This is a genomic window from Streptomyces sp. NPDC104367, assembly GCF_055583825.1.
In genome coordinates this window covers 24,265-41,895 of record NZ_JBVJND010000035.1, presented here as the reverse complement: position 1 = coordinate 41,895, position 17,631 = coordinate 24,265, and the positions used below count along the sequence as shown (strand labels likewise).

General features: G+C 69.5%; 16 protein-coding genes and 1 tRNA gene. 3 read left to right on the top strand and 14 right to left on the bottom strand.

Going from position 1 to position 17,631, the window contains the following annotated elements; genetic code table 11:
- Positions 1–41: 41 nt before the first annotated feature.
- The 9 genes from rpoB to ACZ619_RS37455 form a co-directional block, all read right to left on the bottom strand.
- Positions 42–3,527 carry a DNA-directed RNA polymerase subunit beta gene (rpoB, locus tag ACZ619_RS37495; protein ID WP_469608939.1) on the bottom strand — a complete coding sequence of 1,162 codons (3,486 nt, stop codon included), beginning with the start codon at positions 3,525–3,527 and terminating at the stop codon, positions 42–44.
- A gap of 556 nt (positions 3,528–4,083) precedes the next feature.
- Entirely contained in the window at positions 4,084–4,470 is a 387-nt protein-coding gene (rplL, locus tag ACZ619_RS37490; RefSeq protein WP_469608937.1) for a 50S ribosomal protein L7/L12, read from the bottom strand.
- Between the two features lie 133 nt (positions 4,471–4,603).
- A complete protein-coding gene (rplJ, locus tag ACZ619_RS37485) occupies positions 4,604–5,134 on the bottom strand; it encodes a 50S ribosomal protein L10 (RefSeq protein ID WP_469608936.1) in 531 nt (176 codons plus the stop codon).
- Positions 5,135–5,420: 286 nt separating this feature from the next.
- Positions 5,421–6,302 (bottom strand): SCO4651 family lipoprotein, encoded by an 882-nt coding sequence (locus ACZ619_RS37480; protein WP_469608934.1) that lies wholly within the window; start codon positions 6,300–6,302, stop codon positions 5,421–5,423.
- A 184-nt stretch (positions 6,303–6,486) separates the two neighbouring features.
- Positions 6,487–7,212, bottom strand: coding sequence for a 50S ribosomal protein L1 (gene rplA / locus ACZ619_RS37475; protein ID WP_469608931.1), 726 nt, complete (start codon positions 7,210–7,212; stop codon positions 6,487–6,489).
- 80 nt (positions 7,213–7,292) lie between these two features.
- Complete coding sequence (rplK, locus tag ACZ619_RS37470; protein WP_055631380.1) at positions 7,293–7,727, bottom strand: 50S ribosomal protein L11; 435 nt, start codon at positions 7,725–7,727, stop codon at positions 7,293–7,295.
- A 179-nt stretch (positions 7,728–7,906) separates the two neighbouring features.
- On the bottom strand, positions 7,907–8,740 hold the full coding sequence (gene nusG / locus ACZ619_RS37465) for a transcription termination/antitermination protein NusG (protein WP_469608927.1): 834 nt from the start codon (positions 8,738–8,740) through the stop codon (positions 7,907–7,909).
- 81 nt (positions 8,741–8,821) lie between these two features.
- Positions 8,822–9,103 carry a preprotein translocase subunit SecE gene (gene secE, locus ACZ619_RS37460; protein ID WP_365296345.1) on the bottom strand — a complete coding sequence of 94 codons (282 nt, stop codon included), beginning with the start codon at positions 9,101–9,103 and terminating at the stop codon, positions 8,822–8,824.
- Between the two features lie 110 nt (positions 9,104–9,213).
- Positions 9,214–9,286 (bottom strand) — tRNA-Trp (locus tag ACZ619_RS37455).
- 260 nt (positions 9,287–9,546) lie between these two features.
- Here ACZ619_RS37455 and ACZ619_RS37450 point away from each other — a divergent pair.
- Both ACZ619_RS37450 and ACZ619_RS37445 read left to right on the top strand, forming a co-directional pair.
- The gene (locus tag ACZ619_RS37450) at positions 9,547–10,773 is read left to right on the top strand and encodes a pyridoxal phosphate-dependent aminotransferase (RefSeq protein ID WP_469608924.1); all 1,227 of its coding nucleotides are present in this window, start codon (positions 9,547–9,549) and stop codon (positions 10,771–10,773) included.
- Between the two features lie 167 nt (positions 10,774–10,940).
- Positions 10,941–11,990 (top strand): adenosine deaminase, encoded by a 1,050-nt coding sequence (locus ACZ619_RS37445; RefSeq protein ID WP_469608921.1) that lies wholly within the window; start codon positions 10,941–10,943, stop codon positions 11,988–11,990.
- 67 nt (positions 11,991–12,057) lie between these two features.
- Here ACZ619_RS37445 and ACZ619_RS37440 read toward each other — a convergent pair whose 3' ends face one another.
- Both ACZ619_RS37440 and ACZ619_RS37435 read right to left on the bottom strand, forming a co-directional pair.
- Complete coding sequence (locus ACZ619_RS37440) at positions 12,058–12,741, bottom strand: hypothetical protein (protein WP_469608919.1); 684 nt, start codon at positions 12,739–12,741, stop codon at positions 12,058–12,060.
- 18 nt (positions 12,742–12,759) lie between these two features.
- Positions 12,760–13,383: a TetR/AcrR family transcriptional regulator gene (locus ACZ619_RS37435; protein ID WP_469608916.1), complete on the bottom strand. Its 624-nt coding sequence runs from the start codon at positions 13,381–13,383 to the stop codon at positions 12,760–12,762.
- Between the two features lie 151 nt (positions 13,384–13,534).
- On the opposite strand from ACZ619_RS37435, the gene ACZ619_RS37430 reads away from it, so the two are divergent.
- Positions 13,535–14,164, top strand: a complete 630-nt coding sequence (locus ACZ619_RS37430; protein ID WP_469608914.1) for an NAD(P)-dependent oxidoreductase — start codon at positions 13,535–13,537, stop codon at positions 14,162–14,164.
- A 73-nt stretch (positions 14,165–14,237) separates the two neighbouring features.
- Here the strand turns inward: ACZ619_RS37430 and ACZ619_RS37425 are convergent, their stop codons facing one another.
- The 3 genes from ACZ619_RS37425 to ACZ619_RS37415 all read right to left on the bottom strand — a co-directional run bounded on the left by ACZ619_RS37425 (position 14,238) and on the right by ACZ619_RS37415 (position 17,554).
- Positions 14,238–15,293, bottom strand: coding sequence for a UDP-N-acetylmuramate dehydrogenase (locus ACZ619_RS37425; protein ID WP_469608912.1), 1,056 nt, complete (start codon positions 15,291–15,293; stop codon positions 14,238–14,240).
- A gap of 110 nt (positions 15,294–15,403) precedes the next feature.
- Positions 15,404–16,855 carry a DHA2 family efflux MFS transporter permease subunit gene (locus ACZ619_RS37420; protein ID WP_469608909.1) on the bottom strand — a complete coding sequence of 484 codons (1,452 nt, stop codon included), beginning with the start codon at positions 16,853–16,855 and terminating at the stop codon, positions 15,404–15,406.
- 129 nt (positions 16,856–16,984) lie between these two features.
- Complete coding sequence (locus ACZ619_RS37415; protein ID WP_469608906.1) at positions 16,985–17,554, bottom strand: TetR/AcrR family transcriptional regulator; 570 nt, start codon at positions 17,552–17,554, stop codon at positions 16,985–16,987.
- Positions 17,555–17,631: the final 77 nt, after the last annotated feature.

Genomic DNA, 17,631 nt, shown 5'->3' with positions numbered 1-17,631 from the left:
GTCGGCGGGGCCCTGATGGCTCAGGGCCCGCCGGACTCCCGTCAGACCTCTTCGACGCTGCTCGGCTCGCGCCGCGACAGGTCGATGCCGAGCTCCTCCGCAGCGCGGAAGACGTCCTCGTCGGTGTCACGCATCTCGATGGACATACCGTCGCTGGACAGCACCTCCACGTTCAGGCAGAGCGACTGCATCTCCTTGATGAGCACCTTGAAGGACTCGGGGATGCCGGGCTCGGGGATGTTCTCGCCCTTGACGATGGCCTCGTAGACCTTCACGCGGCCGGTGACGTCGTCGGACTTGATGGTGAGCAGTTCCTGGAGCGCGTAGGCGGCGCCGTAGGCCTCGAGGGCCCACACCTCCATCTCGCCGAAGCGCTGGCCACCGAACTGCGCCTTACCACCCAGCGGCTGCTGGGTGATCATCGAGTACGGGCCGGTCGAACGGGCGTGCAGCTTGTCGTCGACCAGGTGGTGGAGCTTGAGGATGTACATGTAGCCGACCGAGATCGGGTCCGGGAACGGCTCACCGCTACGGCCGTCGAACAGCCGCGCCTTGCCGCTCGGGAGCACCATGCGCTCGCCGTCGCGGTTCGGGATGGTGTGCTGGAGCAGACCCGCCAGCTCGTCCTCGCGGGCACCGTCGAAGACCGGGGTCGCGACGTTGGTGCCGGGCGCGACGGAGTCGGCGCCAATCGCCTGGAGGCGCTGCGCCCACTCCTCGCCGAGGCCGGAGACGTCCCAGCCGCGGCTGGCGAGCCAGCCGAGGTGGATCTCCAGGACCTGTCCCGGGTTCATTCGGGACGGCACACCGAGCGGGTTGAGGATGATGTCGACCGGGGTCCCGTCCTCGAGGAACGGCATGTCCTCGATGGGCAGGATCTTGGAGATGACGCCCTTGTTGCCGTGACGGCCGGCGAGCTTGTCACCGTCGGTGATCTTGCGCTTCTGCGCGACGTAGACGCGGACCAGCTGGTTCACGCCCGGCGGCAGCTCGTCGCCCTCCTCGCGGTCGAAGACGCGCACGCCGATGACCTTGCCGGTCTCGCCGTGCGGCACCTTCAGCGAGGTGTCGCGGACCTCACGGGCCTTCTCACCGAAGATGGCGCGCAGCAGGCGCTCCTCGGGGGTCAGCTCGGTCTCGCCCTTCGGGGTCACCTTGCCGACGAGGATGTCGCCGGCGATGACCTCGGCGCCGATGCGGATGATGCCGCGCTCGTCGAGGTCGGCGAGGACCTCCTCGGAGACGTTCGGGATGTCCCGGGTGATCTCCTCGGGGCCGAGCTTGGTGTCACGGGCGTCGACCTCGTGCTCCTCGATGTGGATCGAGGAGAGGACGTCGTCCTGCACGAGGCGCTGCGACAGGATGATCGCGTCCTCGTAGTTGTGACCCTCCCACGGCATGAACGCCACGAGCAGGTTCTTGCCGAGGGCCATCTCGCCGTTCTCGGTGGCCGGACCGTCGGCCAGCACCTGGCCGGTGATGATCCGGTCGCCCTCGTCGACGACGACCTTCTGGTTCACCGAGGTGCCCTGGTTGGACCGGGAGAACTTGTGCAGGCGGTACGTGATGTACGTGCCGTCGTCGTTGGCCGTGGTGATGTAGTCGGCGGAGACCTCCTGGACCACACCGTCCTTCTCGGCCTTGACCACGTCGCCGGCGTCGACGGCGGAGCGGTACTCCATGCCGGTGCCGACCAGCGGGGCCTCGCTCTTGATGAGCGGCACGGCCTGGCGCATCATGTTCGCGCCCATGAGGGCACGGTTGGCGTCGTCGTGCTCCAGGAAGGGGATCATGGCGGTCGCGACCGACACCATCTGGCGCGGCGAGACGTCCATGTAGTCCACGTCGTCACCGGCGACGTAGTCGACCTCGCCGCCGCGGCGGCGGACCAGGACGCGGTTCTCGGCGAAGCGCATGTCGTCGTTCAGGCCGGCGTTGGCCTGGGCGATGACGAAGCGGTCCTCCTCGTCGGCGGTCAGGTAGTCGACCTCGTCGGTGACCTGGCCGTCGACGACCTTGCGGTACGGGGTCTCGACGAAGCCGAAGGCGTTGACGCGACCGTAGGAGGCGAGCGAGCCGATCAGACCGATGTTCGGGCCTTCGGGCGTCTCGATCGGACACATACGGCCGTAGTGCGAGGGGTGCACGTCACGGACCTCGAAGCCGGCCCGCTCACGGGAGAGACCACCCGGGCCAAGAGCCGACAGACGGCGCTTGTGGGTGAGACCCGACAGCGGGTTGTTCTGGTCCATGAACTGGGACAGCTGGCTGGTGCCGAAGAACTCCTTGATGGAGGCGACGACCGGCCGGATGTTGATCAGGGTCTGCGGCGTGATCGCCTCGACGTCCTGGGTGGTCATCCGCTCGCGGACGACGCGCTCCATACGGGCCAGGCCGGTGCGGACCTGGTTCTGGATGAGCTCGCCGACGCTGCGCAGACGACGGTTGCCGAAGTGGTCGATGTCGTCGGTCTCGACGACGATCGAACCGCCGCTGTCGCCGACCGTCTCGGTCTCGCCCGCGTGCAGCTTCACCAGGTACTTGATCGTCGAGATGACGTCCTCGACGGTGAGCACGCCGGCGTCGAGCGGGGCGTCCGCGCCCAGCTTCTTGTTGACCTTGTAGCGGCCGACCTTGGCGAGGTCGTAGCGCTTCGGGTTGAAGTACAGGTTCTCGAGCAGCGTCTGCGCGGCCTCACGCGTGGGGGGCTCGCCCGGACGCAGCTTGCGGTAGATGTCGAGCAGCGCGTCGTCCTGGCCCTGGGTGTGGTCCTTCTCCAGGGTGGCGCGCATGGACTCGTACTCGCCGAACTCCTCGAGGATCTGCTCGGTGGTCCAGCCGAGCGCCTTCAGAAGGACGGTCACGGACTGCTTGCGCTTGCGGTCGATACGGACACCGACCATGTCGCGCTTGTCGATCTCCATCTCCAGCCAGGCACCCCGGGACGGGATGATCTTGGCGGAGAAGATGTCCTTGTCGGAGGTCTTGTCGATGGAGGAGTCGAAGTAGACACCGGGGGAACGGACCAGCTGCGACACCACGACACGCTCGGTGCCGTTGATGACGAAGGTGCCCTTGTTCGTCATGAGCGGGAAGTCGCCCATGAAGACCGTCTGGGACTTGATCTCACCGGTCTCGTTGTTGGTGAACTCGGCCGTGACGAAGAGCGGGGCGGCGTACGTGAAGTCGCGCTCCTTGCACTCGTCGATGCTGTTCTTCGGCGGCTCGAAGCGGTGGTCGCGGAAGGTCAGCGACATCGACCCGGAGAAGTCCTCGATCGGGGAGATCTCCTCGAAGATCTCCTCCAGACCGGACTTGGTGGGGACGTCCTGACCTGACTCCAGAGCCTCCTCGACCCGACTCTGCCAGGCGGTGTTGCCGAGCAGCCAGTCGAAGCTCTCGGTCTGCAGCGCGAGCAGGTTGGGAACCTCGAGAGGCTCCTTGATCTTTGCAAAGGAGATGCGCAGCGGGGCGGTGCTGGCGCCGTTGTTCATATTCGCGTTCGAGGCAGTGCGCGAGGCGGCCAAGAGGGGGTCCTTCCGAGGGCTCGGACTCACTACGCGCTCCCCGGTCCCTTCCCGGGACACAGAGACGGAAACCCCAGTTCAGAGGAGGTTCGGTCGTCGGCGTTCGGGTGAGGGCAGACCCCTGGTGACGGGCAGGGGACAGCTAACAGGCAGCGCAAAGGGTCAGTGTAGCCACTTGGCACACTGATGTCCAGTCCCCATTTTCTGAGACCCTCTTCATCGTCAACGCCTGCGTCATGCCTGCCCTCAACGCACGTTGATACTGCCCTCTTCGTCGCCGATCCATGCCTCGGATTCGGACCGTTCTGGCGACGCGTCCTGAGAATTGCGCGCTGCGTGCGGTTCGTCAAGGCCCCTCTGCGCAAACCCGGTGCGCCGGAGACACGACGAAGATCACCATACCCCTCGCCGTCACAGGTGCAAGGCAACCGTGGTCGGCCTCCCGGTAACGCCGAAGAGCGACCACCCGGATGGATGATCGCTCTTCGCGGTCTGCGCGTTACAGCCCCCGAGGGGGGTGTTTCAGCACACAGAGGTCACTGGGACCTCAAAGGTGTTACTTGACCTCGACGGAGGCGCCGGCGCCCTTGAGGGACTCGGCGGCCTTCTCGGCGGCGTCCTTGGCGACCTTCTCGAGGACGGGCTTCGGGGCGCCGTCCACGAGGTCCTTGGCCTCCTTCAGGCCGAGCGAGGTGAGCTCGCGCACGACCTTGATGACCTGGATCTTCTTGTCGCCGGCACCGGTGAGGATGACGTCGAACTCGTCCTTCTCCTCCTCGGCCTCGGCGGCGGCGGCCGGACCGGCCGGACCGGCGACGACGGTCGCGGCGGCGGCGGTGACGTCGAACTTCTCCTCGAAGGCCTTCACGAACTCGGAGAGCTCGATGAGGGTGAGGTTCTCGAACTGCTCGAGCAGCTCTTCCTGGGACAGCTTCGTCGCCATGAGGGCGATCCTTCCACTAATTCGGCTGGTGCCGGGATGTACATGTGCGGCGGGCGTACGTTGGCCCGCGTCGACCGCTGCCGGTGCGCGAGGCGGGCTGCCTCACGCGGCGGCGGTCATTGTGCGAGCCGAATTACTCGGCACCGCCCTGCTCGTCCTGCTTGGCGCGAAGCGCGTCCACGGTGCGGACGAGCTTCGACGGGAGCGCCTGGAAGAGCTGAGCAGTCTGCGTCTGCTTGCCCTTCAGGGCGCCCGCCAGCTTGGCGAGCAGAACCTCGCGGGACTCGAGGTCCGCAAGCTTCTTGATCTCGTCGGCGGACAGCGCCTTGCCGTCAAGGACACCGCCCTTGATGACGAGGTTCGGGTTGTCCTTGGCGAAGTCACGAAGACCCTTCGCCGACTCCACCGGGTCACCGGTGACGAAGGCGACCGCCGTCGGACCGTTGAACAGGTCGTCGAGCGTCGTGATCCCGGCCTCGTTGGCCGCAATCTTGGTCAGCGTGTTCTTCACCACGGCGTACTGGGCGTTCTCACCGAGCGAACGACGCAGCGTCTTGAGCTGCGCCACGGTGAGACCCCGGTACTCGGTCAGCACGGCGGCGTTCGAACCGCGGAACTGCTCCGCGAGCTCGGCTACCGCGGCAGCCTTGTCGGGCCTTGCCATAGAGCGTCGGCCTCCTTCCGGGTGATGAGGACCGCTCAGAAGGGGCTGAGGAAAACGAAACGCCCCGGCGCAGGCGCACGGGGCGTGGCTCGACCGGGCACACACACGCGAGCGCGTATTCCGGGAGCACTTCCACAGTCACCTGCGCGGGTCGTCCGCGGTTCAGCGGATCCTTCGGCCACCGCACACCCTTACGAGCACACGGCAACGACCAGCGGTCTTTGGCTTCCCGAGGAGCGTACGGGACCGGTGCGCTGTCAAGCAAATCGGCCCGGTACGGCCGCTCTCAGGAGGTTGATCCGCTGCCGCCCCGCTTCTTCAGCAGCGTCCTGAAGTCCTCGGTGTCGGCGGCCGGGGGCTTCTCGGCGCTGACCTTCACGCCGTAGCCGCTGTAGTAGGCGGTCTGGGTCATCTTCCCGCTGTCCGTCTGGGCCTTCTCGACCTTCTTGACCAGCAGGTCCTTGCCGTCGATCCAGATGTCCACGGTCTCGGTGGCGACGCCGGCCTGGCCGAGCTGCCGGCGCAGGTCGCTGCCCTCGGCCAGGTCGGAGGCGTTCACCGTGCCCGAGTAGTGGGTGGTGGACACGCCGGAGACCTTCTCCTCGCCGACCGCGCGGACGTCCTCGGAGGCCAGCAGCATCCGCACGGACTGGTTGGGCGTGGTGTTGCGCATCAGGTCCGTCATCATCGCGCCCGAGCCGCCGCCCAGGGTGGCGAGGTAGGCGTACGTGTACTTGATCCAGTGCCTGCCGCCGAGCTGCCGGGCGAACCGCTCGCCGACCTTGGCGTAGTAGGCGTCCTTGAGGTAGCGGGTCTCCAGGGACGTGGAGTCGAGGCTGCGCATCAGGTCGGCGGTGGTACCGCCGGTGTAGGTGATGGTGAGCGTGCCGGTGAGGCCGTGGGACCAGCCGAGGGCACCCTCGGCCCGGGTGGACATCAGGGAGCCCAGGGTGGTGGTGGAGCGGACCCTGACCGAGCGGGCGTGGTGCGTGGACCGCTCGGCGGAGCGCAGGGCGGCGAGCGTACGGGCCTGCGGGGCGGTGCTGCTCCTCGTCCCCCGGCCGGCCGGGTCCGCGGCGCCTCCCGCGGAGGTGCAGGCCGCCGTCCCGGTCAGCGCGGCCGCCAGCACGGCCGCCAGGACCGTCCGGCGCACGCCCGTGCCCGTCATCCAGAACCACCCCCCATGCGACTCCCCACCCCGACGCTAACCCAGGTCACCGGCATCGCGCCGGAAGTCGGCGGGGGCCGGTCCGCCCGGGGAAACGGGACGGGCCCCGCAACCCTCTCGGATTGCGGGGCCCGTCCTGCTGGCTGACGCGTCCCTGACGCGGCTACCGGACCGAGCGCGTGGCTCAGACGGCGGCCGGGTCCTCCTCGACGAGGAGGTTGCGGGTGCGGTTCGAGTCGATCGGGATGCCGGGGCCCATCGTGGTGCTGATGGCGGCCTTCTTGATGTAGCGGCCCTTGGCGGCGGACGGCTTCAGACGGAGGATCTCCTCCAGCGCGGCGCCGTAGTTCTCCACCAGCTTGTCGTCCTCGAAGGACGTCTTGCCGATGATGAAGTGCAGGTTCGAGTGCTTGTCGACGCGGAACTCGATCTTGCCGCCCTTGATCTCCGTGACGGCCTTGGCCGTGTCGGGGGTCACGGTGCCGGTCTTCGGGTTCGGCATCAGACCACGCGGGCCGAGGACGCGGCCGAGGCGGCCGACCTTGCCCATGAGGTCCGGGGTGGCGACGACGGCGTCGAAGTCCAGACGGCCCTTCGCCACCTCGTCGATCAGCTCGTCGGCGCCGACGATGTCGGCGCCCGCGGCACGCGCGGCCTCGGCACGGTCACCGGTCGCGAAGACCAGGACCCGGGCGGTCTTACCGGTGCCGTGCGGGAGGTTCACGGTGCCACGGACCATCTGGTCGGCCTTGCGCGGGTCGACACCCAGGCGGAAGGCGACCTCGACGGTGCCGTCGAACTTGGTCGTGGAGGTCTCCTTGGCGAGACGGACGGCCTCGAGCGGGGCGTAGAGCTTCTCCCGGTCGACCTTGGCGTCCGCAGCGCGGAGAGCCTTGCTGCGCTTGCTCACAACTGCTCCTGTGTGTTCTGAAGGAGTCGTGGTGTACGGGCCGAGCAGGCCCTACCACGGTGGTTCTACGAAAGTGGGGTTCAGCCCTCGACCGTGATGCCCATGGAGCGGGCGGTGCCGGCGATGATCTTCGCGGCGGCGTCCAGGTCGTTGGCGTTCAGGTCGGGGAGCTTGGTCGTGGCGATCTCACGGACCTGCGCCTCGGTGATCTTGGCGACCTTGGTCTTGTGGGGCTCGCCGGAGCCCTTCTCGACACCAGCGGCCTTGAGGATCATCTTCGCGGCCGGCGGCGTCTTGGTGACGAAGGTGAAGGAGCGGTCCTCGTAGACCGTGATCTCCACCGGGATCACCCAGCCACGCTGCGACTCGGTCGCGGCGTTGTAGGCCTTGCAGAACTCCATGATGTTGACGCCGTGCTGACCGAGCGCGGGGCCGACCGGCGGGGCCGGGTTCGCCGCACCGGCGTTGATCTGGAGCTTGATGAGCCCCGTGACCTTCTTCTTCTTGGGAGGCATTACTCTCCGGGTCCTTTCATTCGGGTCCTGCCCGCATCCGAGGACCACCCGGTTGCGGGCATACCGCACAACGATAGCGGGTATAGATGTGCGGCCAAAAACGAAGCAGGTCAGGTGGCCTGCTTGAGGCCAACCCGACCTGACTTATCCGAGGGCGCGGCCTGCGGCCGACGGACGACTCAGTTCTTCTGGATCTGGTCGAACGAAAGCTCGACCGGCGTCTCGCGCCCGAAGATCTCCACCAGGCCCTTGACCTTCTTCGAGTCGGGGTTGATCTCGTTGATGGTGGCCTGGAGCGTGGCGAACGGACCGTCGGTGACGGTGACCGAGTCGCCCACCTCGAAGTCCAGCACCTGGACCTCGACCTTGCGCTGCGGCGCCGGCTTGCCCTCGGCCTCCGCGGCCTCGCGCGCCGCCTTCTCCTCGGCCTCCGGCGCGAGCATCTTGACGATCTCGTCCAGGGTCAGCGGGTACGGGTCGTAGGCGTTGCCGACGAAGCCGGTGACACCGGGGGTGTTGCGGACGACACCCCACGACTCGTTGGTCAGGTCCATGCGGACGAGCACGTAACCCGGCAGCTTGTTCTGCTTGATGGTCTTGCGGTCGCCGTTCTTGATCTGGACGACCTCTTCCTGCGGCACCTCGGCCTGGAAGATGTAGTCCTCGACGTTCAGCGAGACGGCGCGCTGCTCCAGGTTGGTCTTCACGCGGTTCTCGTAGCCGGCGTACGTGTGGATGACGTACCACTCGCCCGGCAGCGTGCGCAGCTCCTCGCGCAGGGCCTGGACGGGGTCGACCGGCTCGGCGGGCTCTTCCTCGGCGAGCTCCTCGAGCTCCTCCTCGTCGGCCTCTTCCTCGTCCTCGACGTGGACCGCGGCCTCCTCGGCCGGCTCCCCCAGTTCGGCCTCGGCAGCCTCGAACTCGTCCTGCTCGTCCGCGCCCTCGACGATGTCCAGCTCGTCTGCGACGGCCTCTTCGGGCTCGACGGCGTCGTTCAGGTTCGGGTCAGACACGATGGCTGCTTCTTCCTGGATACATAGGGGTGGAACATGCGAAAAGGGGCGCCGGTACCACGGCGCCCTTCGCTGCTGTGCTTAGCCGAAGACGTACTTGGCGGCGTGGTTGAGTCCATAGTCAATCACGGTCACCAGAGCGATCATGATGGCGACGAAGAAGATCACCACGGTGGTGTACGACGTCAGCTGGTTTCGCGTGGGCCAGACGACCTTGCGGAGTTCCGCGATGATCTGGCGGTAGAAGGTGGCGAGGCGCTTCAGCGGGCCCTTCTTGGCACGCTTGCCGCCCTTGCGGGCCTTCTTGGACTCAGGCACCTCGTCGGCATCAGGCGTGTCGATGGAGCCCACGGCGTCCGTCATTCATCCTCACCTGATCCGGGGTCAAGGCCGTGCCGCGCCCGGTTATCAGGAGCCGCACGGCGGTGCAATGCTTGTACGTACATACGCACACATCCTGACGGTGTGTGTAGCAGGGCCGGAGGGACTTGAACCCCCAACCGCCGGTTTTGGAGACCGGTGCTCTACCAATTGAGCTACGACCCTTTGTGTGTCCCCCAACGTACCGCATCCGGCCGGGTGCTTGGTGCGCACCGGCTCAGGCCCGGCTGGCGGAGGCCAACGAGGTGAGAGTGTACGTGGTCCGCGGCGCCGCGTCGAACAGAAAGCGGCAGTCCGGGGCGGCCGTACGGAAGATCGTCCTGGCCGGGGGCCGGATCCGCACGCTTGTTCATGGTTCGGCCCGAACCTGTTCAGTCTGTGAAACCGGCGTGCCGGGCAGGTTTCCGGTCTGAAACGATGGGCCCATGAGCGCTGCAACCCCTCCCACCGAGCGCCGGGTCTCCGCCCGAGTCGGCGCGATCTCCGAGTCCGCCACCCTCGCCGTGGACGCCAAGGCCAAGGCCCTGAAGGCCGCCGGGCGCCCGGTGATCGGCTTCGGCGCCGGTGAGCCCGACTTCCCGACGCCGGACTACATCGTCGAGGCCGCCATCGAGGCCTGCAAGAACCCGAAGTACCACCGCTACACGCCGGCCGGCGGTCTGCCCGAGCTGAAGGCCGCGATCGCCGCGAAGACGCTGCGCGACTCCGGCTACGAGGTGGACCCGTCCCAGGTGCTCGTCACCAACGGCGGCAAGCAGGCCATCTACGAGGCCTTCGCCGCGATCCTCGACCCGGGCGACGAGGTCATCGTCCCGGCGCCGTACTGGACGACCTACCCGGAGTCGATCCGCCTGGCCGGCGGTGTCCCGGTGGAGGTCGTCGCCGACGAGACCACCGGCTACCGCGTCTCGGTCGAGCAGCTGGAGGCGGCCCGGACCGAGCGGACGAAGGTCGTCCTGTTCGTCTCGCCGTCGAACCCGACCGGCGCGGTCTACAGCGCGGCCGAGACCGAGGCGATCGGCCGCTGGGCCGTCGAGCACGGCCTGTGGGTCCTCACCGACGAGATCTACGAGCACCTGGTCTACGGCGACGCGAAGTTCACCTCGCTGCCGGCGGTCCTGCCCGAGCTGCGCGACAAGTGCATCGTCGTCAACGGCGTCGCCAAGACGTACGCGATGACGGGCTGGCGCGTGGGCTGGGTCATCGGCCCCAAGGACGTCGTCAAGGCGGCCACGAACCTCCAGTCGCACGCCACCTCGAACGTCTCCAACGTGGCGCAGGTCGCCGCGCTGGCCGCCGTCACCGGTGACCTGTCCGCCGTGGCGAAGATGCGCGAGGCCTTCGACCGGCGCCGCCAGACCATCGTGCGGATGCTCAACGAGATCGACGGCGTGCTCTGCCCGGAGCCCGAGGGCGCCTTCTACGCCTACCCCTCGGTCAAGGCGCTGCTCGGCAAGGAGATCCGCGGCAAGCGCCCGAAGGACTCGGTCGAGTTGGCCGCGCTGATCCTGGAGGAGGCCGAGGTCGCGGTCGTACCCGGCGAGGCCTTCGGTACGCCCGGTTACCTGCGACTGTCGTACGCGCTCGGTGACGAGGACCTCGTCGAGGGCGTGAGCCGGATGCAGAAGCTGCTGGCCGAGGCCAGGGACTGAGCTCTTTCCCCGCTCCACGCGCGCGTGCGGGCCGCTTCCCTCCGGGGAGGCGGCCCGCCGCCGTATGCGCTCCCGCGTCCGCTCCCGTATGCGCTCCCGTGTGCGAGCAAGGCCACTAAAGGGGAATCGGCTACCGGTACGACCGGTGCGTACGGCAGGATCCTGGGATGGAGCACGTACGTGATGTCTCTGGGCTGCCGAAAGCCCATCTGCATCTGCACTTCACCGGTTCGATGCGGCCGGGAACCGTCCTGGAACTGGCCGACAAATACGGCGTGCGCCTCCCCGAGGCGCTGACCGACGCCCTGACCAGCGGCGAACCACCAAAACTGCGGGCCACCGACGAGCGGGGCTGGTTCCGCTTCCAGCGGCTGTACGACGCCGCGCGCTCCTGTCTGAGAGAGCCCGACGACATCCGGCGGCTGGTGCGGGAGGCCGCCGAGGAGGACGTCAGGGACGGCTCCGGCTGGCTGGAGATCCAGGTGGACCCGACGTCGTACGCGCCGCGTCTGGGCGGTCTGATCCCGGCGCTGGAGATCATCCTGGACGCGGTGGAGACGACGTCCCGGGAGACCGGCCTCGGTATGCGCGTCCTGGTCGCGGCGAACCGGATGAAGCACCCGCTGGACGCGCGTACGCTCGCGCGGCTGGCCGTGCGCTACGCGGACCGGGGCGTGGTCGGCTTCGGGCTGTCGAACGACGAGCGCCGGGGCATGGCCCGGGACTTCGACCGGGCGTTCCACATCGCGCGCGAGGGCGGTCTGCTGGCCGCTCCGCACGGTGGCGAGCTGACCGGTCCGGCGTCGGTGCGGGACTGTCTCGACGACCTGAACGCCTCCCGGATCGGGCACGGGGTGCGGGCGGCGGAGGATCCGCGGCTGCTGAAGCGGCTCGCGGACCGGGAGATCACGTGCGAGGTGTGCCCGGCGTCCAACGTGGCCCTGGGCGTCTACGAGAAGCCCGAGGACGTCCCGCTGCGGACCCTGTTCGAGGCGGGCGTGCCGATGGCGCTGGGCGCCGACGACCCGCTGCTGTTCGGCTCCCGGCTGGCCGCCCAGTACGACATCGCGCGCGTGCACCACGGTTTCTCCGACGCCGAGCTGGCGGAGCTGGCCCGGCAGTCGGTGCGGGGTTCGGCGGCGCCGCCGGACACGAAGGCGAGGCTGCTGGCAGGGATCGACGACTGGCTCACCACTCCGGCACCGGGAACCGCGTAGCCCCCTGTCCGCCTCGCGGGCGTTCCCTCGGGCGTTCCCTCAGGGCCCCTCTCTGCGGCGGCCTTCCTCAGGGTCTTCGGAAGTGGGCGTACGGCGGGTAGGGCTTGAAGCAGACCAGCACCTCGACGGGGTGCCCGCCGCCCGGCGGCTGCCTCAGTCCCCACAGCCCCGACACGAGTGCCGAGTGTCCCTGGGCCACGCCCTTGTGGCCCGGCCCCCGGCCGGCCGCGTAGGCCAGGGACATGGCGGCCTCGGCGAACACCTCCCGGCCGCCGAAGAGGAAGAGGGTGCCGGCGTGGGTGGTGTGCCGCAGCTCGTCGCGGCGGTCGGCGCGCTGCTGCCGGGCGCGCCACAGGGCCGCGTCCCGCGCGGTGCGGGCCTCGTCGGTGCGGACGCTGAGCGGGGTGCCCTGCCGCAGCCGCCGGCGCAGGCCGGGCCACCCGGAGGCGCGCAGCCCGAGCGTCTCGTGGACCAGGACGAGGTCGACGAGCGGCCTCTGTCCCCCGTCCTGTCCCCCGTCCTCGTCGGACGGCACGGCCTCGCACAGCGGCACGTGGACGATCGTGTGCCGTGAGTGGGCGGCGAACGAGAACAGTCCGGCGAGCCGGTTGAGCCCGTCGTGGTCGCCGGTGAGTGTGCCGACCGGCGCGGGCTCGCGCAGTGAGGTGTGCCGCAGCGGCTGCCAGGGCTGGACGACCCGGTGTTCGGTCGGGCCGGTGCGGGGCCGGAACTCGCGCAGCCTCAGCCGCATGCGGGATGCCTCATGGCATCAGGGTCGCGGGCGGGCGGGGTCCTCGGCAACGGAGATTCCGCCCAGCAGGGTGCGGGCGAGCCCGGCGGCGAACTCGTCCACCGGCGGGCGCACGCCGGACGCGGTCGCCTCGTAGGAGAAGACGCGCTGGACGCAGGCGCCGAGCAGCAGGGTGGCGGCCGCGGTGGTGTCGGCGTCGGCCCGGATCCGGCCGATCGCCCGCTCGGCGCGCAGGTAGGCGTCGAGGGCCCGCAGCGGCACGTGCGGTCCGGCGCCGATGGTGCGCAGTCTGTCGTCGAGCTTCCGCTTGAGCTGCTGTTCCGCGTAGAGGGACGCGGTGATCGGGAAGCTCTCCTCGTAGAACAGGGCGGCCTGCCGGGCGATCCGGGTGAGGTTGTCCTGGAGGGTGCCCCGGCCGGGTTCGACGGTGAGCTCGCCGAGCAGCGGGAGGAGCCGCGGCAGCCGCTCGGTGAGGACGTGCACGAACAGTTCTTCCTTGCTGGGGAAGTACTTGTAGAGGGCCGCCTCGGAGCAGTCGGCCGCCCTGGCGATCTCCTTGGTGGTGGCGCGTGCCAGCCCGACGGTACGCATGAGCTGGTGTGCGGCGTCGAGGATGCGGACGCGGGCCGGTTTCTGCTCCATGACGCCCAAGGATCACATGCCCTTTCCCTCGGGTGCGACGGATGTCCCGAAGACCCTTGACGAGTGGGTGAGTGCTTACCCACTCTAGAGACCGGGCAGGGGTGAGTGAATACTCACCCACCTACTGACGCAGGAACACACGGGAGAAGTCATGAACCTCACTGTCTTCGGCGCGACCGGTGGGATCGGCGGGGAGATCGCCCGCCAGGCGCTGGCTTCGGGTCACCGGGTCACGGTGGTGGTCCGCGATCCGGCCCGGCTGGCCGTGTCCGGCCCCGGCCTGGAGGTCGTCCGCGCGGACCTGACCGACCCCGGGGCGGTCCGCCCGGCGGTCACGGGCCGGGACGCGGTCCTGTCCGGTCTGGGCCCGCGCGCCCGGGGCGACGCCGGGGTGGCCGCCCGGCTGACCCGCACGGTCCTGGCCGCGATGCAGGCCGAGGGCGTACGGCGGCTGCTGGTGGTCAGCGCGGCCCCGGTGGGCCCGGAACCGGACGACGGACTGCTGGACCGCTCGATGCGCGGCCTGGTCGGCCGGATCCTCCGGCCGGTCTACGACGACCTGCGCGAGATGGAGGCGGAGCTGTCCCGCAGCGCCACCGACTGGACGTCGGTCCGCCCGCCCCGCCTCCAGGACAAGCCCCTCACCGGCGCCTACCGCACGGTGATCGGCGGCTTCCCGCCGAAGGGCCGCTTCATCGCCCGCGCGGACGTGGCCCACGCGATGCTGTCGATGATCGATGACGAGGGGACGGTGAAGCAGGGCGTCGGGGTGGCGTACTGAGCCGCCTCCGGCACGCTGCCCCGGAGGGCTGCCGTCCGGCCGGAGGATCCCGCTTGGCCGACGACTCTCCCGGTCAGAGGCTCACGCCGACGGTCACCGGCTCGTTGACGAGAGTGACGCCGAACGCCTCGCGCACGCCCGCGACGACCTCACGCGCCAGCTCCAGCAGGTCCTCCGTCGTGGCCCCGCCCCGGTTCGTCAGCGCCAGTGTGTGCTTGGTGGAGATCCGGGCCGCTCCGGTGCCGTACCCCTTGGTGAACCCGGCCTTGTCGATCAGCCAGGCCGCCGAGGTCTTGGTACGGCCCTGGCCCGCCGGGTAGGCGGGCGGCTCGGCGCCGTCGCCCAGCCGCTCGCGCACGCGCGCGTGGAAGTCGGCGAACTGTCCGTCCGTGAGGATCGGGTTGGTGAAGAAGGACCCTGCGGACCAGGTGTCGTGGTCCTCGGGATCCAGCACCATCCCCTTCCCCGCGCGGAGCTTGAGCACGGCCGCGCGGGCGTCGGCGAGCGGCACCCGGTCGCCCGGCTCCGCGCCGAGCGCCCGCGCGGCCTCGGCGTACCGCAGGGGCGCCGACAGCCCGCCCTCGTCCGCCAGCCCGAACCTGACGCGCAGGACGACGTAGCGCTCCGGGTCGCCCTTGAACCGGCTGTGCCGGTAGGAGAACGCGCACTCCTCGTTGGTGAGCGTCACGGTCTCACCGCCCCGCCGGTCGTAGGCGACGACCTCGGTGATGGTGGCGGAGACCTCCTGGCCGTACGCCCCCACGTTCTGGATGGGCGTGGCCCCGGCGGACCCCGGGATCCCGGCGAGGCACTCGATGCCCGCGAGGCCCGCCTCGACGGTGCGGGCGACGGCGTCGGTCCACACCTCGCCGGCCGCCAGCTCCAGTGTCGTACCGCGCAGTTCGAAGCCGGTGGTGGCGATGCGCAGGGCGGTGCCGTCGAAGCCCTTGTCGCCGATGACCAGGTTCGATCCGCCGCCGACGACCAGCAGCGGGGTCCCGCTGTCGTCGGCCTCGCGGACGGCGGCGATCACCTCGGCGTCGGTGGTCGCGGTGACCAGCCGGGTGGCGGGGCCGCCGAGCCGGAAGGTGGTGAGGGGGGCGAGGGGGGCGTCGTGGAGTTCCTGCACGCGCCCAAGACTACGAGACGCCGGCGACGGTCCCGCCCGCGCCGAACGGCACGTGCGCGTGGGGCCCGTCCGTCCGGGACGGGGCCCCACGCGCGCGTGCCGTCACATGATCAGCTTCCGACGGTCTCCAGCTCCGGGGCGCGCTCCCCGGCGCCCGCCACGACCTTGCCCGCCCGGCGCCGGCCGGGGATGAACAGGGCGGCGATCCCGGCGAAGGCGACCACCGCGGCTCCGGTGACGAGGGCGGGCCGCAGTCCGTCCACGAAGCTCTGGGCGCTCTCGTAGCCGCCCTGGGCGGAGAAGATGGACGACATGACCGCGACACCGAGCGCGCCGCCGACCTCGCGGAGCGCGTTGTTGGCGCCGGAGGCGATGCCCTGCTCCTGCGGGCGGACGGCGGACATGACCAGGTTGGCGGCCGGGGCGAAGTAGAGCGCCATGCCGATGCCGCTGACGATCAGGCCGGGCAGCTGTGCCGCATAGGAGGCGTGCGCGGTGACGACGGAGGCCATGTAGCCGAGCCCGACGGCCTGGAGGAAGAGTCCGGCGGCGACGATGGGCCGGCCGCCGATCCGGTCGGAGAGGATGCCGGCGATCGGCGCGACGAGCATCGGCATGCCGGTCCAGGGCAGCATCCTGAGTCCGGCCTCGGTGGGCGAGTAGCCGAGCACGCCCTGCATGTACTGGCTGAGCAGAAAGATCGACCCGAACATCCCGAGGAACATCAGCAGGCTGGCGGCGTTGATCCCGGAGAACGCCCGGGAGCGGAAGAGCCGCATCGGCAGCATGGGGTTCCTGGCGCGGCTGCCGTGCACCACGAAGCCGGCGAGCAGGGCGGCACCGGCGAAGAGCCCGGTGAGTACGAGGGGGCTGCTCCAGCCGTCGGCGGGGCCGCGCACCAGGCCGTAGACGATCCCGAAGAGGCCGCCGCTGGCGAGCAGGGTGCCGGGGATGTCGAGCGGGGCGCCGGTGCCGCGGGACTCGGCGAGCCGCAGCCGGGCGAGCGGCAGCAGGGCCATGCCGAGCGGGACGTTCAGCCAGAAGATCCAATGCCAGGACACGTGTTCGGTGAGGCTGCCGCCGATGAGCGGCCCGGAGGCGACCGCGAGCCCGTTGACGGCGCCCCAGATACCGTACGCCATCCCGCGCCTGGCCTCCGGCACGGCCGCCGTCAGCAGGGTGAGCGTGAGCGGCATCATGACGGCCGCGCCGACGCCCTGGACCGCGCGGGCGGCGATCAGCGAGTCGATGCCGGGTGCCATGGCCGCCGCGGCGGAGGCGCCGGTGAACACGGTGAGGCCGACCAGGAAGAGCCGGCGCCGGCCGAAGCGGTCGCCGAGGGCGGCGCCGAACATCAGCAGCACGGCGAAGGTGAGCGTGTAGGCGCTGACGGTCCATTCGAGGTCGTCGAGCGCACCGCCGAGGTCCTCCCGGATGGAGGGCAGCGCGGTGGTGACGACGAGGTTGTCGAGGGCCGCCATGAATCCGGCGACGCTGGTGATGACGAGCGCCCAGGCGGCGCTTCCGCGACGTGCGGTGGGCTGTGCTGTCTGTTCTGACATCGCTCCCCCAGAGCGTGTTCCGCGAGTTGATTAGTTATTGGTCACTAATTTTTGGGCCCATGAAAGACCCTGGGTGAAGCACGGCGGACCGCGTTCCCCCTGAAGCCGTAAGACCGTGAAGCCGTGGCGCTACTTCTCCGGCGACCCCGTGCCGTCGGCGTCCGAGAACATCCCCTGCCAGACCCGGTGCTCGGGCGGGAACCCCATGGCCATGTAGGTGTTGATGAGCATCCCCTTGGCCAGGAAGGTGGTGGTGACGTCGACATCGGCCCCCGAGAGCAGATGAACGGTCTCCCAGAGCCGCGCCCACCCGGCCCGCACGATCTCACCGAACTCGTGCTCGCCCTCCGCCTCCGCGGCCGCGACGGTGATGTACGTCTGCATCTGCATCCGGAGCCGCTCCGGCCGCTCCTGGATCAGCCGCACGTACGCCTCACCCATGGCGTGCAGGGCCTCCTGCCCCTCCAGCCCCTCGGCCGCCTTCTCGAAGACCTCGCGCATCTCGTCGATGCAGCGCTGCGAGGCGGCGCCGAAGATCGCCTTCTTGCCCGGGAAGAGCCGGAAGAGATACGGCTGAGAGACCCCGACCCGCTTGGCGATCGCCTCGGTGGAGGTGCCGTAGTAGCCCCTCTGCGAGAACTCGGCGATCGCCGCCCGGACGACGCTCTCGCGCCGCTCCTCAGCACTCATCCTGACCATGCGAGAAAGTTAGTACTCAATCACTAACTGAGTCAAGGGGGCGTTTCACGAGCAGGAGGCCGCACACGCGTAAGGGG